Origin of the sequence: Sunxiuqinia indica (assembly GCF_009847015.1) — a bacterium.
Classification (GTDB): domain Bacteria; phylum Bacteroidota; class Bacteroidia; order Bacteroidales; family Prolixibacteraceae; genus Sunxiuqinia; species Sunxiuqinia indica.
In genome coordinates, this window is record NZ_WVEM01000004.1 from 148,809 (window position 1) to 172,854 (window position 24,046).

The 24,046-nt window shown below is 41.5% G+C and carries 15 protein-coding genes and 1 tRNA gene; 2 read left to right on the forward strand and 14 right to left on the reverse strand.

Annotated features, from left to right (window positions below):
- Positions 1-107: 107 nt before the first annotated feature.
- The 5 genes from GR929_RS07600 to GR929_RS07620 all read right to left on the reverse strand — a co-directional run bounded on the left by GR929_RS07600 (position 108) and on the right by GR929_RS07620 (position 14,176).
- On the reverse strand, positions 108-1,799 hold the full coding sequence (locus GR929_RS07600; protein ID WP_159518447.1) for a fasciclin domain-containing protein: 1,692 nt from the start codon (positions 1,797-1,799) through the stop codon (positions 108-110).
- A gap of 14 nt (positions 1,800-1,813) precedes the next feature.
- Positions 1,814-3,358: a RagB/SusD family nutrient uptake outer membrane protein gene (locus GR929_RS07605; RefSeq protein WP_201300932.1), complete on the reverse strand. Its 1,545-nt coding sequence runs from the start codon at positions 3,356-3,358 to the stop codon at positions 1,814-1,816.
- A gap of 14 nt (positions 3,359-3,372) precedes the next feature.
- Positions 3,373-6,639 (reverse strand): SusC/RagA family TonB-linked outer membrane protein, encoded by a 3,267-nt coding sequence (locus GR929_RS07610; RefSeq protein WP_159518448.1) that lies wholly within the window; start codon positions 6,637-6,639, stop codon positions 3,373-3,375.
- Positions 6,640-6,759: 120 nt separating this feature from the next.
- Entirely contained in the window at positions 6,760-9,015 is a 2,256-nt protein-coding gene (locus GR929_RS07615; protein WP_159518449.1) for a fasciclin domain-containing protein, read from the reverse strand.
- Positions 9,016-9,769: 754 nt separating this feature from the next.
- Positions 9,770-14,176 (reverse strand): hybrid sensor histidine kinase/response regulator transcription factor, encoded by a 4,407-nt coding sequence (locus tag GR929_RS07620; RefSeq protein WP_159518450.1) that lies wholly within the window; start codon positions 14,174-14,176, stop codon positions 9,770-9,772.
- Between the two features lie 144 nt (positions 14,177-14,320).
- On the opposite strand from GR929_RS07620, the gene GR929_RS07625 reads away from it, so the two are divergent.
- Together GR929_RS07625 and GR929_RS07630 are read left to right on the forward strand one after the other, a co-directional pair.
- A tRNA-Cys gene (locus GR929_RS07625) sits at positions 14,321-14,391 on the forward strand.
- Between the two features lie 1,168 nt (positions 14,392-15,559).
- Positions 15,560-16,009: a JAB domain-containing protein gene (locus tag GR929_RS07630; protein ID WP_159518451.1), complete on the forward strand. Its 450-nt coding sequence runs from the start codon at positions 15,560-15,562 to the stop codon at positions 16,007-16,009.
- A gap of 75 nt (positions 16,010-16,084) precedes the next feature.
- Here the strand turns inward: GR929_RS07630 and traN are convergent, their stop codons facing one another.
- The 9 genes from traN to GR929_RS07675 are packed head-to-tail and all read right to left on the reverse strand — an operon-like array spanning position 16,085 to position 24,001.
- Positions 16,085-16,972, reverse strand: a complete 888-nt coding sequence (gene traN, locus GR929_RS07635) for a conjugative transposon protein TraN (RefSeq protein ID WP_159518452.1) — start codon at positions 16,970-16,972, stop codon at positions 16,085-16,087.
- 32 nt (positions 16,973-17,004) lie between these two features.
- Complete coding sequence (gene traM, locus GR929_RS07640) at positions 17,005-18,291, reverse strand: conjugative transposon protein TraM (protein ID WP_159518453.1); 1,287 nt, start codon at positions 18,289-18,291, stop codon at positions 17,005-17,007.
- Positions 18,272-18,568, reverse strand: a complete 297-nt coding sequence (locus GR929_RS07645; RefSeq protein WP_159518455.1) for a TraL conjugative transposon family protein — start codon at positions 18,566-18,568, stop codon at positions 18,272-18,274. Before GR929_RS07645 ends, traM begins: the two co-directional genes overlap by 20 nt.
- Positions 18,540-19,163 carry a conjugative transposon protein TraK gene (gene traK, locus GR929_RS07650; RefSeq protein ID WP_159518457.1) on the reverse strand — a complete coding sequence of 208 codons (624 nt, stop codon included), beginning with the start codon at positions 19,161-19,163 and terminating at the stop codon, positions 18,540-18,542. Before traK ends, GR929_RS07645 begins: the two co-directional genes overlap by 29 nt.
- A 17-nt stretch (positions 19,164-19,180) precedes the next feature.
- On the reverse strand, positions 19,181-20,182 hold the full coding sequence (gene traJ, locus GR929_RS07655; protein ID WP_159518459.1) for a conjugative transposon protein TraJ: 1,002 nt from the start codon (positions 20,180-20,182) through the stop codon (positions 19,181-19,183).
- A gap of 11 nt (positions 20,183-20,193) precedes the next feature.
- Entirely contained in the window at positions 20,194-20,823 is a 630-nt protein-coding gene (locus GR929_RS07660; RefSeq protein WP_159518461.1) for a DUF4141 domain-containing protein, read from the reverse strand.
- Positions 20,824-20,841: 18 nt separating this feature from the next.
- Entirely contained in the window at positions 20,842-23,352 is a 2,511-nt protein-coding gene (locus GR929_RS07665) for a TraG family conjugative transposon ATPase (protein WP_159518463.1), read from the reverse strand.
- Between the two features lie 16 nt (positions 23,353-23,368).
- On the reverse strand, positions 23,369-23,701 hold the full coding sequence (locus tag GR929_RS07670; protein ID WP_159518465.1) for a DUF4133 domain-containing protein: 333 nt from the start codon (positions 23,699-23,701) through the stop codon (positions 23,369-23,371).
- A 3-nt stretch (positions 23,702-23,704) separates the two neighbouring features.
- Complete coding sequence (locus GR929_RS07675; RefSeq protein WP_159518467.1) at positions 23,705-24,001, reverse strand: DUF4134 domain-containing protein; 297 nt, start codon at positions 23,999-24,001, stop codon at positions 23,705-23,707.
- Between the last annotated feature and the right edge of the window lie 45 nt (positions 24,002-24,046).

The following is a 24,046-nucleotide window of genomic DNA, read 5'->3' on the forward strand; positions in this document are numbered from 1 at the left end:
TTTCATCTCATTATAATTTAAGGTTTTCAAAGGCATTCGATGGAACTTGCTTATAACCATCCTCCTGTGTGCAAACATTTTTAGATGCTCGTTTCATAACCTATAATTTAATCGTTAATGGGAGTAAACTTGACGTAATCCAACTGCAAACGATACTTATTGTGCGTAGTTGCTCTTGAATCGAGTAGTACAATTTTAAACTCGTGAGAATCAGTCTCCTCAAAGTCAACTTCATCAAACAGTACCATATCATAAATTCCGACAGAAGCCGCAGCACCATCGTACACGTATACTTCGTTATTCGTTTGGTCAAGTGAAACTTTACACAAACTACCTCCCGAAACAAAAGGTGCAAGGGAACCAGCAGAAGCATAGTACAATTCAACTTTATATTTTCCTTTGAGCAAAACCGGGCTTTTCATACTTACAGTTCCCAGATACCCCAGGTTAACTATCAACATGTCGTTTTTATAAGCTCCATAAGAATTGGTTGCACCTCCATCACTCGATTTGGTAACAAGATAGCCTAATTGAGGATAATCAGCTGAAGTTGAATTTACTTTCAGATTGTAATAGCTTTCAATTGCGTCGTTGTCGTGAAATGCAATCCAGTACTCGCTGCTTTGAGCAGTTTGGTATATATCGCCCAACTCTTGACTGGCGCCATATTCGTTCACAACGGAAGCAACATCGTCATAATCAGCAACATCCCAAATTACGGTTCTCGGAGCTGGCGCAAAAACCGGCATATAACTGTCTACTTCATGAAGAATGCCATTCTTAGCCGGCATATCTGTTTTATCAGAGACCAGACCAATACCTGAAGAAGTAGCCACATCGTAATTCACATAGTACGATCCACTAAAATCATGAGTGGATAGGACTTGTTTCGGCGCCAAGGTGCTCCAGATCGCCGTTGAGTCGCCTTCCGAAAATGAAAGCAGGTCGGTGATATACTTGGAACTTGAAAGTAAATGATAGGCTACATATTGGTTAAGAGCATTATCCGAACTTTCGTAATCGGCCGACGCTTCAACCTTTTGGGCTAAATCAGCTAAACTTGAAACGCCTGCATCTCCGAATGTTGAATTGGAAACGACAAACATGGTATAATTTTTCTTTAAGACAGTTGTTCCTCCAAATTCAGTTTGAACAGTATCGTAGACCGTGTTCAGTGTCTCGTCCCATCCTGTTGCCTCAACTGCTTCTTTGAAAATAGAATAACTCTCATTTTCATTCAACCGGTCATAAACAGTTTCAACCAGCGGTGTTAGCACATCATTAAGCGTGTAGACAAATCCGTTTGTTACCGTATTCGCCAGCTCGTTAACAAGAGCCTCATCGTTGATGTAAACAGAGTTAATTCCTCCTTCTGCATCACCGGAATCATCAAATGAAACAGATAAATAGTCTCCGGAAATTGTTGTTTTCGTTAATTTCCCTCCAATCAGAAATTCCTTTTGTGAAATTTCACCTTCAATCACGTGAAACCGAACGAGTGCTTTGGCATATTCAGGATCAAGATCGGTAACACTCGCTGCACCATTCTTCGCCAAAAACGCATCAACCGCATCGTTATTCGGAACGAACAAAGTAAAGGACTTACTGGCTTGATTTACAGCATTGTACAAATCCGCATACTTGAGAATATCAATCCATTTCGAGAATTCATCCTGACGCGACTCCAGATAGGTCGCAGCCGGATCTAAATCGTACACTACAAAATTGTCATTTTCGTATGGGTCGTCGCAGGAAAAGACGATTAAGAACACCATACAGAATAGCAAATATTTTTTCATAATCTAGGCTCCTTTTAATTTAATACTTGATAGTAAGGATTCTGCACAAGTAGTCTGTTGTTCTCCAGTTCACTTGTTTCAATCGGTAAATATAGCGCATCATCGGTATTCAACACGGAGCGTACCCAGGCTGGATTAGCCGTGTTATTATAATTGACAACCGTTTCAACTAAGAACTGGTTCCGGTATTTAAAATCATTCCGTTTACCCATGCGGAGTAGATCGTACCACCGTTTACCTTCAGCAGCAAATTCCATATTTCTTTCATGGAGTACAAACGCAAGCATATCGGCCTCAGATACCTCGGCCAATACTGGCTCAATCTCAGGCAAGTTGGAACGCGTTCTTACTTTATTAATCAGCTCAACAGCAACAGTCCAGCTTTGAACATCAGAACTATTCAGGATCATTGCTTCGGCTTTCATGAGCATTACATCAGCGACACGATAAATAATGAAGTTCGCATCGTTCTCGACTCTTTGCTGCTCCTGGAAACCAATGCCTGAGTACTTCCAAATATATCCAATATTAGCATCAGTATAATTGTCGCCGTCAACATCCGGAATATAACTTCCATAGATACTGCGCACAGCATAATCGACTCCTGTTTCCTCGGTTTCGTCAATCCAGTCTAGCAACATTTGACTCGTGTAAGTGTAGGCTGGAGCTGCATTCCCCATTGCTGTTGACAGCTCGTTTGTCTGGTCGAAGGTAATATCGTCCCAGTTCAGTTCAAAGATTGACCCGTTGCTATTTCCCGGATAGTACAATTCAATCCATTTTGTTGGGTCGGTTACAAAAACCGGACGGAAAGCTGAACTCGCATCCAGAACCTCATTACAGTGAAGAATGGCTGTTGGGTAGTCTTCATTCCACAAACAAACATCAGCCATTAATGCGTGTAATGCCCATTTCGTTGCACGACCTTTCGTAGCCCAATCTTCCTCAAATTTTTCCTTTGCAGCACCAGTTTCCAATGCTGTTGCAATATCAGTTTTTATTTGAGCGATAATATCAGCTTCCGACGAATTTGCCTTTTCATAGCTGATTTTATCCGTTTCGTAGGGCTCTAGAATTAAGGGAGCATCGCGCCAGTTGCGTACGATATAAAAATAGCTCAATGCTCTCAAAAAATAAGCCTCGGTAAGGTATGAGTTCATCACCGCTTCATCAAAAGTTTCATCGCGCTGCATAACCGTTTCTGCATTTGCAATAACCGAATTAGACATGTTAATCACTTTGTAGAGCGGAGCCCATGAAACCAAATCTCCATCATCAGGAGTTACCTGGAAAGACTGCAAATCTTCTCCATATCCACCGCCAATAATCCGACTATAAATGGAACCTCCGCGTAATTCGCCCCACATAAATAATTTTTGATAAGCATCACGCAGGTAGACATAGCCAGACCCGAGCACAGCCTCCACTTCTTCTTTCGAGGTCCAGTACTCATCACTTACCTGTTCGTTTTCAGGCAGTACCGTAAGCCAATCGTTACAAGCTGTAAACTGAAAGGCCAGGATTAGTAATAAAAATATGTATTTAATCTTTTTCATCATTTCGAATCCTCCAATTAGAAGTTAATGTTCACACCGACTGCAAAACGTCTTGAAATTGGCGTGTTTGCGTTATCTTCCACCAAAGCATTTGTAGCACTTGGCATTTTCACCTCAGGATCTTGTCCTGCATATTTTGTCCAGGTAAATAAATCGTATCCTGTTACAAATACATTTAGGTTCGACATGCCTAAACTTTGAACAAGTTCGCGAGGCATGTTATAGCTGAGAGATAAAGATTTCAGACGGATATAGGAAGCATCTTCAACAAAGCGGTCAGACCCGAGGTAGTTATACCCATAGTTAAATAAGGCTCGTGGAATATCGGTATTATCACCTTCCGTTCTCCACCTTTTTAAGGTTGCTGTACTCTGGTTATCGCGCCCATACATGGCTTCACTATTCATACGTCCCTTATTAATTACTTTTTGACCGGCACGTCCATGGAAAAAGGTTGTCAATCTCCAGGCTTTATACTTGATCTGGAAACCACCACCGCCAGTAAATACCGGCATGCTGTTACCCAAATAAACAATATCGTATTGGTTAATTACACCGTCATTGTTGGTATCTTCGTACTTTGCATCACCAGGGAATACTTGCAATCCGCCATTCTGTGTGACAATAGGATCGCCTTCCATGTCATTCATGATATTACCATCTGCGTCACGCGCATAGGTTTCTTCAACATTCTGGTAAACACCCTCGTATCGGTAACCGTAGAACGAACCTACCGGAACTCCTGTTTCCAAACGTTGTGCGTAAGCACCATTTTTAAATTCGTAAGCTTCCTGTGTTAAATTATCAGGCAACGACACGATCTTGTTTACATTTCGGTTCAAATTGGCATTCACTGAAACTCTCCAATCCGAATTCTTGAACACTTCGTAATCAACACGAAACTCAACTCCTTTATTGGTAATTTCTCCTGAGTTATAGTATTTAATACTAGTAAAACCTGTAGATGCCGGTATTTTCACATCCTTTTGTAACAAATCATCGGTTTTCTTATTGTACCAATCAAACGTTACGGTAAGCTTATTATCCATCAGAATAATGTCGGCACCAAGGTTTAACTCTTTTGAAGTCTCCCATTTCAAATTATCCAACTGAATCTTAATGGGAGCGATGGCACTCATATCCATATAGTTTTGACTTAAAGCCTGAAATGAACCAATATAAGGAGAGGCTCCATCAGGAGAACGACCTGACGCACCATAACTGGCACGGAATTTAGCTTGATCAACCCATCCGAGAGATTTAATGAACTCCTCTTCCTGAGCTTGCCATGCTAAACCAACCGCAGGGAACATCCCCCAACGCTCTGATTTACCTAAACTCGAATTACCCTCGAAGTTTACGGTAGCATTAAGCATGTATCGCTCCATAAACGTATAGTGCGTATTTAAGATAGCTGACGTTGTTCTGGTTTCAGATGAACCGGAACCCCGGCCGACGACATTTCCTCCTGTTGTAGGATCGGCCAATCCGGCTGAAGCTGCGCCAGAAATAGCGCTATAATATTCTGATTGCTGACTCTGATTTGTACGATACAAGGCCATCGCTACCAGATTATGTCGTTCTTTCCAGTTTTTACGATACAGCAACTTGTTTTCGGTTTGAAGATTGAAACCATCAGACAGTGCATCAGAACTTCTATTTGCATAAACGCTCACTCCGGTTACGCCTGTAGCAACCTGTGGTAGAAACTTCTCGTTGCGGTTTGAGTTTAGTTTCATACTGGTCCAACCGGTGTATGTTAATTCGGGAGTGATGTAATAATTCATCCGGAAAGTAATCCGCGATTCCCGAATAGAAGATGTATTAAACCCTTCGTGAACCAATGCTACAGGGTTATAGTTTTCTTTTCCTGTAAAAGAACCTTGAAATTCATCCAGGTTTTGACGGGAAAAGTACTCATCGGTTCTTTCACCCGTAACTTCGTCAATCCAGTAAGGACTCTTGTTAGGCATCTTTGCCATTGCTTCAGAACGTGCATTACGCCAGCCATTACCATTATCGTAGTTACTCTTTCTCTCCGTTTGCGTATAGCTATAATCAACATCAACGCGTAGCTTTTGCGAGAAATTATAGTTAATGTTCAGCAAAGAAGTGAGACGATCAAGCGAGGTTCCAATTGTTGTTCCCTTATCATTTAAGTAACCAACAGAAAAACGATAAGTCGCTTTATCTCCGCCTCCCATCATTGAGAAGTTATTATCTTCAGAAATCGAAGTTCTGCGTACTTCATCCAACCAATTGGTATTGACATTGTATTCATCGAAATAACGCCAGGTTGGGCTATAGTTAATTTCAGGAGTGTTAAATAATAAACCAAGCTCTGCAGAAGAATTTGCTAATCCTTTTGCGTTTGCCGTATTCCAGATTGCATCCTGCATTAGAGCCACATATTGGTTACCATCCAGCATTGGAATAGGATCAGGTTCAAAACGGGTTGTCAACTTCGAAGAGTAGGTAAATCTTGTTTTACCTCTTGCTCCTTTTTTGGTCGTGATCATTAAAACCCCATTACCACCTTTTGTTCCCCAGATAGCCGTTGCAGCAGCGTCTTTCAACACCTCAATCGATTCGATATCGGTAGGAGAAATATTCACCAACTGACCAAAATCTTCAGCATTCGCAGTAGCGAAATTGAAATCATCGTTAATACTCGTCGAATACGGAATACCATCGATAACAATTAAAGGTTCGGCTGAAGCATTCAAGGTACTTGTACCGCGAATACGAATTGAACTACGAGCACCCGGGTCACCACCAGAGATGATGTCCACACCTCCCAATTGCCCTTGCAGAGCCTCTTCGAGAGTTGTTACAGGAGAAACGGCCATGATTTCATCCATTTCAACCCGTTGCGTTGCTGCCGTTTGCTGCTTCTGTGTAATTCCGGTAACACGGTCAACATGTCGGCCGGTTACGGTAACTTCATTAACTTGTCTGTCTTCTGATTCAAGCACAACATCAATTTTGGCTTGACCTTCGTACGATATTTTCTGGCTCTTTAAGCCAATAAAAGAGAAAATAATGCTTAGATTTTCTTCATTAGATGGCACACGGAAGTTATATTCTCCACTGGGCCCTGTTGCCACCCCTGTAAGGAAACGGTTCTGGCTGTTTGCCACCACAACGTTTGCTCCGGGAATAGGTATCTTTTCACCATCAACCATTTCAAAAACCCTACCGGACAGAACCTTTGTATTCTGTGCCTGAAGTATCCCTGAAAACAGGAGCAAAAAGACGATTATCAAATATTTTGTTTTATTCATAGTGAGTCGGTTTCATGAGAAATACTAATTTTTCTTGCAGCTGGTAAATCGTTCATCAACTGAATCATCCTGGTGGTTACAGTTGAATAGAAACTTATCAAATAGTTCATATCTTTTCGATTAGAGTACTCCGTTTATGTAGTGCACACCACCGTCGTTATATGAAAACGGGAAATAATAGAAATCAGGGACGACATCTACTTTATTACCAGTTCCAATTTCAGCTCCGTTTAGTTGAACACTTAATTTTTGACCATCATCGAAAATCGATAGTTGGGTGAAAGCATCACCGTTAGCACCATCTAAATACGTTCGTTTCGTGTCAAATTCGCCATTTACGCCTGATCCTACATAAGGATAAGTTGATATTCCGTTGTCCTCGGTAAGAACAAAGTAGCACTTTAGGTAATCAAGTAAAGCCGCCTGATCGGAAACAGTTCCATTAGTTTCAACTCCGGGAATTTCACCAGCTGACACCGCTGCATCAACCGCATCGTTGGTAGGAACGAATGCAAGACAGCGCAGTCCGTTAAGGAAATTAATCGTTCCGGTTTCTGACTCAACAGCTCCGGCATCGCGCAATAATTGCGAAAACCTATAATATGGATAAGTAGCATCTTGCGTAATTGCCAGGCGATATTGCATCGATTGTGTTGAAATAATTGGCCTGAAGATTTCCGGACTTGAGTACGTGTAAGCTTTACCGTTTGTCCAGTCAGCTCCGTTATACGTTCTTTCGGTAATATCGTAAAAATCAACGGTGGAAGTTGGCTGTTCAAAGTAGCTATTGAACAGAACACTTGTTGTAATTTTACCATCTTTGGCAAACCAATAAGAGTAAGGCACATTGGTACGAAGAACCTGAGTACCTGCAGAGCTAATACCAACTCCACCAGTAACCGTATGTAAATTAACGGTTTCAATCATAGCCGACGTGCTCATTGGTGCAAAATCACCACCATCCGACGACCACAGTTCGTCAGCAACTAAGCCCATACCACCTTCTTCCATCTGGGCAACACTCGGAATAAGTACGGTAAAATTAGACTCGTTACTTGACAAACCAACTAACAACTCAGTTGGATCAAGCATATATAAATACCAGGATAAATCTTTGTTGCGGAAAGCTGGTCCGGTAATCGATTTAAACATACCCGGAGGATCCAATTTTTCTAATCCGTAAAACACTCCGTTTTGGCAAACCACGCGATTTTCAGCAGGCACGGCATCAACATCAAAATTGATGATCATGTCGTAAGAATTCAAGACTTCTCCACCTTTAATTTCTTCCGGAAATACAATGGCAGAAGCATAATAACTATTGCGAATGAGATACTGGATTGCAATACTATTCACCTCATTAATATTATCGTACCCTCCCGGAGTCCAATAATCAGTCATAAACTCGTCGAATGCTGAATTTGAAGGAGCAAATGTACTGTAAGCTACCAATGAGTTTGTTGTAATGTTTTGATAAAAAGAAGAGGGCCATTCTAATGCGATATCAGCCAGCGGAAATTCATGTCGGTGGCGATAAAGATCAGTACCATTACCAAAATCAACGGTCAGTTGCTCATCCAGCTCAAAATAGGAGTATGAATCATACAAGTCGATATAAGTCGAATAATCTGGCCGACCTTTGAGCTCTGCATGAATTGTATTTAGTGGCTCAACGACATCGTCAACTAAATATAAATATCCGTTGTCTGCAGTAATCTCATATTCGCTAACCGATGCGTTGGAAACATTAAAACCATCATCTCCTGTCCAGTTTGAGCCGGAATAGAAATATTCATAATTATACTTCGCATCAATGTTCTTGGTGTCGAACATTCGGTAAGAAAACACCGGTAACAGGGCCTCGTTGTGATAGATAACGATGCTATTTCCAGAAGTATCTGTCCCCATACTAGGCGCTACCTGACTACGTGTCCGGTGCTTATAATATAAGCCGGCTGCTAAGTTTTTTTCTTCTTCTGGTGCACCATCACCTTGAGACGGGCGGAAATTCACGAGTTTATCTTTGTCGTAAGAGTAATACATGATGTGAAATCCGATCAATTCCTGTAGTTCTGCTGTGGAAAAATCCTCTATCGAAGACTTTCCATTCTCAGAAAGATAGTTGGTGAGTGCTTCGTCATTTGGAGCCATTACAGTTACCAAACTTTTACCCTCCATGATAGGCTTAAAACCGGCAATTTCAGCACCTTTAAGAAAGATCGTATAATTGCCCCTTTCTTCAAGCACTTGCCAAGCGCTACCTTCAAGCCAGGTAGGTGCTTCATAATGCTCTTTCATTTGGTCTTTGCATGAACTGAATGCGAAAGCAAATATGAATACCCAAGCTATCGTTCTAATGAATTTCATTTTATCCATATAATTCATTTTTATGATTAGTTTTTAAATACTGATTCCAGGACGGTTCGATTCCTGACTAGAAACCTGAATAAACTGACCTTGAATAATTGGTGAGAAGTGACATTGTAAAAGGCTGCTACTATTGTATAGTAGAGAAATTGCCTTGGAAAGATAATTGCCTTGGATTAGGCAGAAGAATTCAATTAACACTTTCATGTGTCTCCGTTCGTTTTTCATAGTTAAGTTTGTTTTTAATCGTTAAGCGTGTTCTTTATAGATGTGTTTTTGTTAGTTCGATTTTTTTTTAAACCAAGCTGGTTGATTCCGGAGTTATTAACTTTACAAATTTGATATCCACTCTATCCAACCTTTCAAAAAAAAATCAAGTGAGTTAACTTTTTATTGGTCGTTAATTTTCTAGTGCTAATTCTACCAAACAAATATAGCTTGGGTTGCCGCCTCGCTCTCCTGTAATTTTGTACGCAATTAACCAGACAAATTGATTTTAATACTCAATATCAGTGTATTTACAACATTCAAGGAGAAATAGCGGAGGTCTTTTAAAGATTAATTAATATCGGCTAAGCTCGGTAAGACAAAAGCGAATACCCGATTTAGACAATAGCTGCCTCGAAGAATATGGTGGAACTCAGGTCAAAAATCATGACTCTTGGAAGTCAATATATATTCCAGCTTCTGTGAAAACTATATCTAGCCGAACGATCTTCCTAAAAAAAAAGATTTAGTCGATAAACAGAATTACAACTATGGACTATCGATTTTGCTTTTGGTATTCAGAGGGTGTTTTACCAAAGTGTTTTTTAAATATCCGGCTGAAGTACTCCGGATCACTGTACCCAACATCAAAAGCGACTTCGGAAACGGTGATGCCGCCTGAACATAACAATTCAGCTGCTTTCTTCATTCGTACAATTCGAACAAAATCTTTAGGAGAGTAGCCCGAAATTCCCTTCATTTTTTTGTAAAACACCGTTCGCCCAAAGCCAAATTCCGGAAGCATCATGTCCACCGAAAACTCAGAGTCAGTCATGTTTTCCTCGACCAAACGAATAACTTTATCCATAAACTCCTGATCGGCTTTTGAGCTTGTAAGCTCCTTGGTTTTAACACTGGTATCTTTCCCAAAGCGCTCCTTGAGCTGTTTCCGCTGCTTCAGGATGTTTTGAACCCGCTTTTCAAGATACACCATATTAAATGGCTTGGTGATATAATCATCAGCACCGATTTCAATTCCTTCAATTTTATGCTCCTCGAGCGATTTTGCAGTTAACAGGATAATTGGAATATGACTGGTGTAAAACTCACTTTTCAACGTTCCGGTTAACTCCAAACCATCCATTTCAGGCATCATCACGTCGCAAATAATTAAATCAGGATTCTCCTTTCTAGCTAATTTCACCCCTTCTTTTCCGTCATAAGCTTGCAGCATGTTGTAATTTTGCGAAAGATGATCTACTAAAAATTTTTGCAAATCGGGGTTATCTTCTACGATTAGAACTTGATCTCTTTTACCTGTTTTGGGTGCTTTCTTTATTGAATCATCTCCTGATTCATCATCCTTTATGGTATCAATATACTGCCTTGTATAACTCGGCTCTTTATAGGCTGTTTGAATTTCATTTTTATCATCTGCCGGAACTAGAACTCCCACAAATCTAATTTTAAACGAACTTCCTTCTCCTCGTTTACTTTCAACAAAAATTTCACCTCCCAACAAGTCAACCAACTCACGACACAGAGACAAACCAATACCCGTACTCGATTCGTCTTTCCATTTAGATCGGTCACCCAAATTAAAGCGGTCAAAAATATGAGGCAAATCCGTCTCCCGGATTCCTTCACCCTCATCAATTACGGCAATCGTCAGTTCACCATTCATCTCATTACTCGACAATTCAAGCCTTATTGCCCGTCCAGATTCAGTGTGTTTAAAAGCGTTTGACAATAAATTGAACACGATCTTCTCAAGCGCCTTGTAGTCAAGATGGGCTCTCAAGCTCTTTTTATCGTGTATAAAAGAAAAATGAATATTCTGCTTTTTCGAAAATGGCAGAAATGCCTGGTAAATCTCATTTAAGAAATCAACAGGATCACCGTTAATTTTATTGAGCTTAAAAAATCCTTTCTGAATTTTTCTAAAATCCATTAGCTGATCAATCAACTCTAATAAACGTCGGGTATTTCGTTTCACCATTTTCAACGAGCTAAACATCTCTGCCGGAAGTTTTGCATTTGCGAGCATATCTTCAACTGGACCAAGAATCAGGGCTAGTGGAGTTTTGAACTCATGTGATATACTTGTGTAAAATTTTAACTTATCGTCGGCCATCTGCTTTTCGAATTCGACCTCATGCCTCAGCTTAATTCTTTCGAGTGTAAAACGCCGCACTAAAAAAAGGATACCCGCAATTAATAATGTATAGATCATATAGGCCCAGGCCGTTTCCCATGGAGGAGGAGTAATTGTGATTGCCAGCTTCATTTCGGGGTTTACCCATAGCCCATCGCTATTCGAAGCCTGCAGCCGGAATTGATAATCTCCGGGCTCTAAGTCACGATAAATGGCAGTATTTAAATTACCCGAGTTATTCCAGTTTTGCTCATACTCTTCAAGCTTAAATTTATACTGAATCTTTGAGGGAGCCTTATAATCCAAAGCTGCAAACTCAAATGTGAGGAAATTTTCATCGTAATTTAAATGAATAGCTTGAGCGGAATTACCCAAAAAGCTACGAGCACGATTTAATTTTTTTTGATTGGTTTTCCCATTGATTTTGAAATCAGTTAAAACAATCGGGGCTTGCAGGTACGATTTCTTAATGGAATCAGGACTAAACCAAATCATCCCTGAGATATGTCCAAATATTAATTTGCCAGTCGACGTTTTCAAGGCTTCTCCCTCCGAAAAAGAATTTTCAGTTAAACCGTCAGCAATATAATAGTTGTCTACGCCACCTATCGTCGGATTGTATTTATTCAAGCCAAAGTCGGTTCCAATCCACAGCGTTTGATCTCCATCTTCAACAATACTTAAAACAAGATTACTCGATAAGCCATCTGCTTGCTGAAAGGTCTCAAAATAAAACTCATCACGATCATTCGTTCCAGCAGATCTATTGACACCTCCTCCGTAGGTTCCCACCCATAGCTGGTTCTTATAATCCTCAGTAATACATATAATATCATTGTGCGACAACCCTCCCTCAGCATCAGACCGTTCGATCGTAATATATTTTTTATCGTCTGTCTGCCGATACTCGGAACTCAAAAAATTTAGCCCACTGGCAGTACCAATCCACATATTTCCGTCATGATCTTCTAAAAAGCACCGAACCCGATTATCGGAAATAGAGAATTTATCATCTTCATTATGCGTGTAATTAAGAAACTGCTGACCGGGAAGCAACGGATTTTTGATGACATTAACACCTCCATGATAAAGCGCCACCCACATCTGGCGGTTGCGGTCTTCGTGCAAATCAAAAACGTCGTTATACGCCAACGAAGCAGGATTGTCGGGATCCGAAACCAGTCGGGTAATTTCCAGTTTACCCGGTTGAATCGAAGAGGCTTTTTCCGGCAAATTCCTGATCACATAAATTCCGCTTCCTTTTGTCGCAATCCAGATTTGCCGTTTATAATCTTCTTCAAAGGCATAAACGCCACTTGAGATCGAAATATCCTCAAGCATATCATTTAACACAAAAAGTTGATTGAAATTTTGATCATAAACAACAATATCACCCCGTTTATCTCCTGTCCAAATCCAATTTCTGCTATCTTCAAAAATAGCTCGCACTTCATTCGAAAAATCCTTTTTCGTTGAATTGTCAAGTTGTAAAGAATGAAAATTCGTTTTCCGGAGATTTGCTTTGTTGGCTCCCCTTTTATAGGTTCCTATCCATATATTGCCAGACTGATCGCCAGCCAACGACAACACAAGGTTTGAGGATAAACTCTCCGGATTATCGTCGTCGTGCAAGTACTGCTCAAAGGTTTCTGTATCCCGGTTAAACCGGGAAACGCCACCACCATATATACCAACCCACAAATTACCATTGACATCTTCGTAAAAGAGTTGCTTTTCACCTTCTAATATCGACTGTCTAAGTTCTGGGCTTAGCGGGTATTGCGTGAATCGCTTTTCACGAACCTGAAAACGTGTTACTCCCCTTCTGCTGGTAACCAACCAAAAATCACCATTCATATCCTGATAGCAAGACGAAATATACTCTGTTACAAGTTCGCTATTTCGACTGTTATAGTGCATAAGCCCGCCCGTTGTTTTATCGATTAATACCAGTCCCTTTAAAGAGCCAATGCACAAATATCCAAACTTAGAATTTTCTATAAACGTTATATTAGACCTTCGGGCTCCAGAAGTCGAAGTTTTCCAGACTAACTCTTGTTGATCGCCATTTAGTTTAAAAAGTTCGCCATTTAAACAGCCCACCCAAATACTTTTGTCAGACTCATATAACGCAGTAATTGACTGAGAAGGCTCGTTCAAAAAATACTGAAAATCAAGTATCCCATCTTGTTTAATTCGATCATTGGGTAAGTAACACAATCCGGCGGATGTACCAAACCAAACGCCGCCGTCACGCCCTTTTTCGATGAAGTTCAGACTATTGGAACACAAACCGTTTTCGAGATTAAAAAAATCCAGTTCGAATTCCTCCGAATCTGTTTTCGAAATAACTCTGGCACAGCCCCCTCCGTTAATATTCAGCCAAACAACCCCGGGAGACGATTCATATATTGAATGTACCTCCAATGTTTTTAACTGATCGCTAAAAGCTAAGGGGAAATTGACAAATTTTTCAGTTTTTGGATCAAAGCGATGGGCATTTTCATCGTATGTTGAAACCCAAATATACCCGGCACCATCCTGAAATATATCTCGAACCTTATTGTTGCTTATTGAAGTAGAGTCGTTGGGTGCATAGTTGAATGTTTTAAATTTCTGCCCGTCATACCTGCTTAGTCCGTTCAATGTGCCAAACCACATGTAACCTTGCCGATCCTGAAACATCGTACGCACTGAATTATTCGCCAGCCCGTCTTCAATCGATAAGTTCTCAAAACTGAGCTCACTCTGACTAAAAGATTGGTCAAACGATACAACCAGAAAAAGTATGCAAATCAAATATTTCATTCACCTTGTTTAGCTTCCGCTAAAATAGAAATAATTAAAAAACCAACCGACATGAATGAGAAAAGATAATTGGTTAAATTCCTTGTTGATTTTTCTTGTTGAAAAGTAGAAAATTTTATTACATTTGCAGTCCAATAACACAATGGTCTCTTGGCCGAGCGGCTAGGCAGCGGTCTGCAAAACCGCGTACGGCGGTTCGAATCCGCCAGAGACCTCAACCCATGACAGACCTCTTGTTTTCACAAGGGGTCTTTTTTGTTTTGGGACAACCTTTGGGTGATCCAAGGATAGATCATCGCCAACAAAAACAAAAAAGGGAAAAACTTTGCAGTTTTTCCCTTTTTTGGTGGAGAACCCCGGAGAAGTATCGAACTTAATAGTTGAAGATTATGATGCTGTATTGAGTTTTATGAACGCAGAAACACAGAAGAAGAAACTCAAACTATAACTGTCAAACCGTATTATAATAACCATCTCAGGATTCATTAATTTCTTTGGTATAGAAAGATTTTATGTAACTTTAAAACTCTAATAGTTTTCAATTGACAATGAATTGCATTAACCATCCTTCCGAAAGTGCTGTATCACAATGCCAGATTTGTGGCAAGGGATTGTGTGTTGAATGTACCAATAAGTTTTCAAAACCAATTTGCCAGGATTGTTTTACAGTTTCCCGGCAAAAGCAAAAAAGGGCAGTTGTAACTGAGATACTTTTGACTCTTTTAATAGGATTGCCCATAGGATTTATTTTGGACCTGTTGGTCAATGATACTTATAAAACTCCTGACAGCTTCTGGGAAAGCCATTTTTTCTTAATTTATATGGGGCTTGGCATTGTGGCCGGATGGAAAGCCCTAACACGGATAACGCCACAAATATTTCTTTTTCTGCCAGTGCTGGGATGGGTGCTTTATTTTTTAATAAAGGCGGTCTTATCCTTGTTTTCCGGATTGATTGCATTTCCTGTACGGACTATAAGGAACTTGTCCCTGTTATTTAAATAAGTAACATCCTATTTATTAGAGTTGAAGTTACTGAGATATGTAATTATTTTATCATTTTTCAGCTTACCTGTCCCATGTGCCCTTTTTTAAAAGTTAGCAAGAGGCAATTCATTAGAAATAATTCTAAAAGCCCACCTTACTAATACCATCCATTAAACTTTTGGCCAAGTTATTCATCGCCGCCCGGAAAAGTCAAGGGCGGCTGTTTTTGTTCGTTTTATATTGCCAGCCGTGCTTTGGATGCGTTCAGTTTGTTCTTCGTTCCTCAAAACAAACTGACATGCACCCTTGACAAGAATCCGTTCGGCTCAATGGGGTACGCCAAAATTTAATGGCGTGCCGGAAGCCCAAATAAATCCCAAAGGCATGGGTAGCTTCAATGACAGATTTATTTTCACTTAACGAAATTACAGTTTCTTATTCGCGTAAATCAAAACTAACGGATTTACCAAAAATTACCTGTTCAAAAGATGTATATGATTTGGTTTATCCTTCATGGATTACAGATATTGACCACCGCGAATCGTTTAAAATATTGCTGTTATCGAGGGCAAACCGCGTAATTGGAATTTCAAACATGTTCACCGGTGGTTTATCAGGAGTAGTTGTTGACCCAAAGTTGATATTTCAATCTGCCTTAAAATGTAATTCAAGCTCGATAATACTAATGCACAACCACCCAAGTGGCAACTTGAAAGCAAGTGATGCTGATTTAAAACTTACAAACAAAATCGTTGAAATTGGTAAAGTACTTGACCTTCCAGTTTTGGACCACATTATTTTTACCAGCGAATCGTATTATTCGCTCGCTGATAAAGGGGAAATGTAACGGCCCCGATAAATTAACGAAAGGCAACCCGGCAGTTGCCTTTCGTGTTAATCCTTAAAAAAGATAAGGATGCGGTCAAAGTTTTCTGCTTGGTTGGGCTTTCACCAAATCCCCGTTTTTTACCACAAATCGCTGATGTCTACCACCTTTTTTTTCGAACAGCTCAACGACCAGTTGTTTTTTATCAGGGATGGTAAATTTTTGAAATGCAAAAACGGTACTTTCTGTTTTCCTCCCGTTTATTGAGGTCAGGTAATTGTAAACCCGTACCGGTTTTATAACAGTTTCCTGTATAGCCATCCGTTTAGCAACCTTTTTATCGACAATTTTAAATGCCAGAAAATCAATATCAAAGGGAATTTCAGTGGTATTCCTGATTTCGGTATGCAACAATAAAAGTCCGTTGTGACTAAAAATTCCACGGAGTTGGAACTCAATGCCAAACTGCTTACTATTAATATGGGTTACCCTCTTTCGGTTTGTTTTATAGATTTTCTCCATTACTGAACGAACTGCTTGTGGCGACTCGTTTCCCAACTCAGAAAGATGTACCTCTTGAGCATTTTCCGACTTATTGCCCAGCTTTTCATTATGAAGAAAATCTTTCATTTCAATATTCAGCTTTTCAGGGTTTTCCGAATAATTCACGATAAAGGAGTAAAAACTGCCTTCATCGGTAATCACCGAAAAGTTGGTTTCTTCTTTGAAACCTTTAATGGCAGCTTTTATCCTGACCACATTTTCAGCGCCATCTGCTTTCCCGGCAATAATATTGGATGAGCCAAGGTCAATGTACGAAACACCCGAAGGAAAAATCAAATGGACGGTTTTGTCAAAAGTAACTTCTATACAATACGACGGGATTACCCGGTCTTTTGCGATAACTTTAGTAAAACTGTTTTGGGTAAAGGATGATAGCGAAAAAGCTGAAATAAATATAAATGAGAAAAATAACTGTTTCATGTTGATGGATTTTTGAGTTAAATAATTTGATTTTAATTGGAGAGCATTAACAACAGGCGGTGCCCGGCTTTAAGGGTGACTTTAGGTGTCCGCAGTTTTTTTGAAACATACTGCGAAGCCCCCTGAATAAACCCCCGGCCTACATCGGCGGCCAATTGCTGACCTGCAGTTGTCCCCTGTGTAATACTGATACTTGTCCCAGCCCCTTGTCCCATTGAGGCGGCAACCTCTTTCAGGGCGGTGGTTTCCACAGAGCCCGGAATAAAAATTCCCGACTGCCCGTCCATATCATATACCGAAATTTCCACCGGGATTATCCTGCCCATGTATTCCAGCGAGTTGATTGTAATATTCAACCGTTCACCCTGGATAACGGCAATCCCGGTAACCATTTCATTTTCGGGGATTATTACCCCACCTACCTTCACAGGTTCCAGCAAACGTATTTTTACATTTTGCCCGGAGACAATTACCTGTTCATCATGGATACACGCTTTTATCGTATTTGGGAAAGTTTCCGTAGTGTTTTGGCCTACGGTGTAAAAACCGGTATTCACAGGTCGGGAATACCTGCCGATGAAGGTAGAATCGCTTACCTGTTGTTGCAGGGAACTTGTTTCATTTGTCCCCAACTTGGAAACCGGAACAACGTTTTTATTTTCCGTTGGAAGTAACTCCCTGGCCGGAACGCTATTTTGTTGCCGTTCCGTTTGCTGAATTTTTTCCTGTGTGGAAGGCATATACTTTGTAGCCAATTTGTAACTTTCCTCTATTAATTTGAGCTGTTGGTCCACCCGGCTGACACTATCCTTCTTTTCTTTTTCTTCCAATTCGGCCTGTAAGATTTCAACCTGTTTCCCCAGTTCTTTTTCGCGTGAGCTTGTCTTTGGCTGGATATAAAAACTGTTTAAGTCACTATTTACCTTTTTATAAGCTTCAGCTGATGACCGGATGGAGGATTGCGGTGTTTTTTGTGAAGCGTATCCCCCGGTACTGCTGGTGATAATCCGGCTTTTTGCCGTGTCGGGTTTAATCCCGTAATCTTCGAGAGACAGTGTCTGCTGATTTTTCTTTTTCCCGAAAAGTTCCATTTCGTATGCAGCTTTTTTATCCCCAATGATTTCATTCCTGGGGATAGGCAGGTCTGTGTTCAGCCCCTGCTTTTTGTCCCTTTGCTGTGATGAAGGCACAAAAATAAAATACATTGCCGCTGCGAAAGCGATGAACATTAGCGGGAAGATGACCATCTTTTTGCGCTTTTGGTGTTGTTCCGGGGTCAGCACTTTGTGCTGCCCCGTTTTATTGTTGTTCTCTTTCATTATTTGTGATTTTATGTGAAACCGTATCCTTAGAGTTCTCCAATATTTTTAAAGGAACAATATGCTTTGGTTCTGAAAGCTTTGCCCCATTTCTGAAAATGTCCGAAACGGAAATAAAAACCAAAACAGTAAATACAATAAGCAAGGCCCAAACAGTAGCCCTGCGTTGCTTTTGTGTAAGCTTTTCACAGACATTCTTTAACCTGCGCCGAAAAGTAGTCACGGATATTTCTTTCTCTGCAAGACCTTTATCTGTCCCACGTTGAGTTGTCTTCATTTTCCTTTATGTTGAAGTTTTCAATGATAAACCCGTGCGGGTTGTTATCGCTGCGCGAAGTATTGCGCAACCGGCAGGAAGTAACCAGCCTGCGTTCCGTAACGGTCGTTTCCCGGGTAATGTGCTGCCGTGCATAAACCGTGGCTTCATAAGGATAATTGCTGAAGTTGCAGGAAATGCTGTCAATCCATATCCGTTGGGTGACGTTGCCTGAAATTACCCGGTTGTAATACCCGCTTTCTACCAAATCTTTATAAATGGTAAAAGCGCTTTTGTCCGAAAGGTAAAGGGCCCGGTTGATGTTGTGTTCAATGGCATCTTTATCAGGCGAAAGTGTAAAAAACAGTTCATGAAAACGCCTGATATGGTCTTTGGCCTCTACGGGCCTGTTTTGCGCCAAATCCTGCGAAAGGGCCAGTATCAAGGATTTACCCTGGTCGAGTACATAAATTTTTTGACGCTGGGCCTCAGCATAGCTGTACGAACTCCAGACCGCATAAACGGTAACAACTGTACTGGCACAAACAAAGATGATGGCGAACAGCCGTATCAGCTTAAAACTGCTTTCTATATTCTTTAAAGGTTTAAACTCCATAGTTTTAAATGATTCGTTTATTGTTTTAATATTTTTCCTGTAATATTCCCGGAGGCGGCGCCAGCCGTCCCTGATGCAACAGAAGCCCCTTTCATGGCGGCGCTGTTTACATTGCGGCCATAATTCCCCATTCCACCGGCCTGTACAATCCATCCGGCCACACTGGGGATGGTAAAGTACCCGACAATGCCAATGAGCATAAAGGTTATATATACCCCGTCAGTTCCCTGCGGGATATAGTTCGGGTCGGCAGCCATCTCTGCAATATCCTTTTGAATCATCAAAGCCTGAAGCTTAGCCAGTACGGAAGAAAAAATATCGGCCACCGGTAGCCAGAGGTAAATGCTGATGTACCGCGTAAGCCAGGTAACGAGGGTATTCTGAAAACCGTCATAGACACTGAATGCAAATGCGATTGGCCCGAGGATGGACAGTACAATTAAAAAGAAAGTCCGCAGACAGTTTATTACCAAAGCGGCAGCCTGGAATATAAGTTCCAACAGATTGAGAAAAGCCTCCTGAATAGACTTTTTCAGGTTGTACCAACTTCGCTCGGCATACATTCCGGCGATTGTAACAAGGTCTTTTGGTCCCCATCCCAGTTCATCGATGGCCTTATCAAATGCTTCATCGCTCACTAAGTAAGCTTCGTCCGGGTTTCTCAGCATTTTCTCCCGTTCAATCGTGTCCTTGTCCTTTTTCAATTGTTCCAGGTCAAGCACCTGTGATTCCAGTATGCCGTTTGTTCCCCTCACGATTGGGCTTAACACAGCATTCATTGTTCCAAGTACAATAGTGGGAAAAAACAGGATGCACAGGCCAATGGCAAAAGGGCGGAGAAGCGGGTAAACATCTATCGGTTCCGCCCGTGCAAGCGACTGCCATACACGGTATGCCACATAAAACAAAGCCCCCAGCCCGGCAATACCTTTGGCTACTGCGGTCATATCTGAACAAAGGGGCATCATCTCGGTATAAAGCACACGTAGCGCCTGGTGTAAATTATCAAATGTATCCATAGATTTAAATTTTACCAGTACCGGTCTTCTGCATTCCCGTAAAGCGCCAATATCCGGGCTTTGTCACCTTCCTGCTCTGCCCGGATAAGGGAGATGGAAATATTCTTGTTGGTATAGTAGCGTGTAAGGTTACGGTAATGTTTCACTGAATTATAGCACCGGTCAACAATGTCCATACGCTCTTTATCAGTCATGGAAAGCCCCGTACTGCTGATTACATCTTTCATCTCTTTGAGAGTAGCAGCCCCTTCTTCCAGTAGCTTTGTATAACCAAAGGCTATGACTTCCAGTTCTTCTGCCGTATAATATTCATCCTGTAACATCAACTCAAAAGAATTAACGTATATATCGGAAATCTCACCAATCATAAGCAATGTCTGCCGCACTTTATAGGCGTCTTTTACAAGGTCGTGTACCGCTTTGAGTTTGTCGTAATACTCCTTCCCCTGCTGATAAACTTTTTTCACTTCTTGAAAGTTTTTTATCACGTTGGAAACCGTGCTTGATGTCTGTACAATCTCGTTAACCGAATTGACAATACCCTGTGCAAGGTTTATCGGGTCGGTAACCACAAACTGCGCTTTCAGGCCGGATGTGCCAAGCAGTATTAGGAGTCCTGCTATTATTAATCGTGTTCGCATACTTTTATGTTTTAAATGTTAATGTGTAAAAGATTCTTGTTTGCTTTCAGCCAGTTGTTTGATGGCCATTTCAATGTTCCCGCCCAGCTTTTCAGTCAGGCGTGTGAGTTCGAGCTTTTCAGTTTCTTCGGTTGTGTATGTAAAATATTCTTGCGCAGAAACTTCTGTGGCATAGACGGCAGATTGAACCCCGCCCAATCCAATCCATACTTCCTTGTATTTCCGGCTGGGGTCATTGTCCATATTAATGGAAAGAATCTGGTCGCGTTCTTTTTCGGTAAGCCCAAGCAGTTCCTGTATTGCATCAAACTTGTTCATATACTTGCGTTGGTCAAGCAGTATTTTACAATCCGAATTATTGATGATACTTTCCTTTACAATGGGAGAACTGATAATGTCATCCACTTCCTGGGTGACCACTACAGCTTCGCCGAAGTATTTTCGGACGGTTTTGAACAGGTAACGAATGTACTCGCTCATGTTGGCAGAAGTCAGTGCCTTCCAACATTCTTCAATCAATATCATCTTGCGGATACCTTTCAACCTCCTCATTTTATTAATGAAAGTTTCCATGATGATAATGGTCACGATAGGGAGCAGTACCTTGTGGTCGCGGATATTGTCCAGCTCAAACACGATAAAACGTTTGTTGAGCAAATCCAGTTGCTTGTCCGAGTTTAGCAGAAAATCATATTCGCCCCCTTTATAATAGGGTTCGAGTACGTTCAGGAAATTATCCACATCGAAATCCTTTTCGCGGACATTTTTTGAATGCAGTTCTTTCCGGTAATCCTCCCTGACAAATTCATAAAAGGTATTAAATGAGGGAATGGTACCGGTGTCTTTCTTTATAAGCCGTATGAAACTGTTAACGGCGTTGGACAATGCCACTTCCTCCGCCCGGGTTGGGACTTCGCTGTCTTTTTTCCAAAGGGTCAGGATAAGGGTTTTGATACTTTCCCTTTTTTCAATGTCAAACACCCGGTCATCGGTATAGAACGGATTAAAAGCAACCGGGCTGTCCTCGGTATAGGTAAAATAAACCCCATCTTCGCCCTTCGTTTTATAGCGGATTAAATCACACAACCCTTTATAGCTGTTCCCGGTATCCACGAGTAAAATATGCGTGTCCTGTTCAAAATATTGCCTAACCATGTGATTGGTAAAAAAGGATTTACCGCTTCCCGACGGGCCGAGGATAAACTTGTTCCGGTTGGTGATAATTCCTTTTTTCATCGGCAAATCGGAAATATCCACATGCAATGGTTTCCCGGTATTCCTGTCGACCATTTTAATCCCGAACGGTGACGGGGAACTTTGGTAATTGGTTTCCCCTGTAAAAAAGCAACAGGCTTGTTCGATGAATGTGTAAAAGCTTTCCTCTGCCGGAAAATCGGCTGCATTGCCGGGGATGCCCGACCAGTAAAGGGTCGGGACATCTACGGTGTTGTGGCGCGGCTGGCACCCCATCAGGGAGATTTGTGAGCCCACATTGTTTTTTATCATTTTTAGTTCCTGCGGGTTGTCAGACCACGCCATCACGTTAAAGTGGGCGCGTACGGAAACGAGCCCTTGGGCGTGCGCTTCGTTCAGGTACATATCAATCCATTCCTTGTTGACCAGGTTGCCCCGCCCGTACCTGGCCAACGATTGCATGTTGCGCCCCATTTTCTCAAACCGTTTCAGGTTTTCCTCATGGTTGTCAATAAACACAAACTGGTTGTAGATGTGGTTACAGGATAAAAGCAGCCCTACGGGTGATGCAAAAGACAGGCGGCAACTGCTCCTGTCAGTTGAAAGGCGTTCATACCGGCAGTCTGTGGCTACTTTCCCCGGCAAATCGCCCACATCCGAAAGGGTATGCAAACAAAGGGCATTGTCCCCGATATGCATTTCGCTGGCGTCGATACGCATATCCTTTAATTCCTGATTGTTGTCCTGGGTAAGGGCAAGGTATTTTTCGATAATGCCGCTCTCTTTTTCCGTCCCGGCAATCTCCGCCGTGGAAAGCCGTTCCAATTTCATTATTCCGCAATCGTTTATGATGCGTTCAAACTGGCTTACCGCATCCAGAAACCGGTTTGCAGTTTCCTTGTCACTCACCTCTTTGGGGACGATAAACCCTCGGGCAAGGCTGTTAAATGTGCTTTGCTGCCGCGAACGCTCCTTGGTCGTTTTTGTCAGCATCAGGTAGCAGTAGTGGTTCAGGAAAGGTCGCTCGTTAAAATGCCTCTGGAAACTTCGTGAAAGGAAGGATATTTCTTTTGACTCCGGTATTTCCGGGGCATAATTTTCCTTACAGAACCAGTCCTGTTTCAAGACAATTGAATAATCGGGCAGTACTTTCAGGGCCTTGCACCACGAAGAGTGTACTGTTTCATATCCCGCAGCGCTGACAGTAAAGAGTTCGGGCAGGCGAACCCTGAAGACAACAGTAATATCCGCGTCTTTAGAAAGGATACACCCGTTTTCTACCGCCAGCAGCGGGAATTTTTGTTCCAGTGTACTTTTTTTTAAAATACTTCTCATTGGGATGACTGTAATTTTAAGGTGATTGTTTTAGCCTGGCACAGATTAGCAGTTTTCGTACCCTTTTCCGGTTTATCAACCTGCGGGGGTAACGTTTTACAGACTGCAGCTTCATCAGCCCGTGTGTGCCATATTTCCTGTTAAGGGAAAAAGTTTGCCAAATAAGCAACGGGGCTGTAATTACAGCGAACCCGATACATACAGTTTGTGGCACACCACTCATGTACATCACCATAAAAAGGATGATGATACCGAGCAGCCCACCGGCAAAGATGAATAGGTACTGGCTTTTTAGTCCCTTAAATTCGACTGGCTTGTTTATGCCTTTGTTAATTGTGAATTCTGCCATAGTTTAGAGGAAAAACGACCTTAAAATGGTGGCTGCCACAATCAGGAAAATGCACGCCCCAAACCACGAAGCTGCAACTTTTGAGGTGTCCGGGTCTCCGCTGGAAAACTTTTGGTACACTTTTACGCCTCCAATTAGGCCGACAACGGCGCCAATGGCATAAATCAACTTAGTGGCCGGGTCGAAGTATGAAGTGACCATTTGGGTGGCTTCCGTGATACCGGCGCTACCATCCCCTTGGGCCAGAAGGCTGACCCACGAAAGGACAAATACGAAAAATGAGATTAGTTTTTTTACCATTTGTTTGCAATTTTATACCGGGCAGACATGCCGCGGCGGTTAATA

Bases quoted from the DNA above. Each gene is read 5' to 3' on its own strand.
- GR929_RS07600 (WP_159518447.1), bottom strand. From the start codon at position 1,799: ATGAAAAAATATTTGCTATTCTGTATGGTGTTCTTAATCGTCTTTTCC.
- GR929_RS07645 (WP_159518455.1), bottom strand. From the start codon at position 18,568: ATGAAGACAACTCAACGTGGGACAGATAAAGGTCTTGCAGAGAAAGAA.
- GR929_RS07610 (WP_159518448.1), bottom strand. From the start codon at position 6,639: ATGAATAAAACAAAATATTTGATAATCGTCTTTTTGCTCCTGTTTTCA.
- GR929_RS07605 (WP_201300932.1), bottom strand. From the start codon at position 3,358: ATGATGAAAAAGATTAAATACATATTTTTATTACTAATCCTGGCCTTT.
- traK (WP_159518457.1), bottom strand. From the start codon at position 19,163: ATGGAGTTTAAACCTTTAAAGAATATAGAAAGCAGTTTTAAGCTGATA.
- GR929_RS07615 (WP_159518449.1), bottom strand. From the start codon at position 9,015: ATGGATAAAATGAAATTCATTAGAACGATAGCTTGGGTATTCATATTT.
- traN (WP_159518452.1), bottom strand. From the start codon at position 16,972: ATGAAACAGTTATTTTTCTCATTTATATTTATTTCAGCTTTTTCGCTA.
- traM (WP_159518453.1), bottom strand. From the start codon at position 18,291: ATGAAAGAGAACAACAATAAAACGGGGCAGCACAAAGTGCTGACCCCG.
- GR929_RS07670 (WP_159518465.1), bottom strand. From the start codon at position 23,701: ATGGCAGAATTCACAATTAACAAAGGCATAAACAAGCCAGTCGAATTT.
- GR929_RS07620 (WP_159518450.1), bottom strand. From the start codon at position 14,176: ATGAAATATTTGATTTGCATACTTTTTCTGGTTGTATCGTTTGACCAA.
- GR929_RS07675 (WP_159518467.1), bottom strand. From the start codon at position 24,001: ATGGTAAAAAAACTAATCTCATTTTTCGTATTTGTCCTTTCGTGGGTC.
- GR929_RS07660 (WP_159518461.1), bottom strand. From the start codon at position 20,823: ATGCGAACACGATTAATAATAGCAGGACTCCTAATACTGCTTGGCACA.
- GR929_RS07630 (WP_159518451.1), top strand. From the start codon at position 15,560: ATGACAGATTTATTTTCACTTAACGAAATTACAGTTTCTTATTCGCGT.
- traJ (WP_159518459.1), bottom strand. From the start codon at position 20,182: ATGGATACATTTGATAATTTACACCAGGCGCTACGTGTGCTTTATACC.
- GR929_RS07665 (WP_159518463.1), bottom strand. From the start codon at position 23,352: ATGAGAAGTATTTTAAAAAAAAGTACACTGGAACAAAAATTCCCGCTG.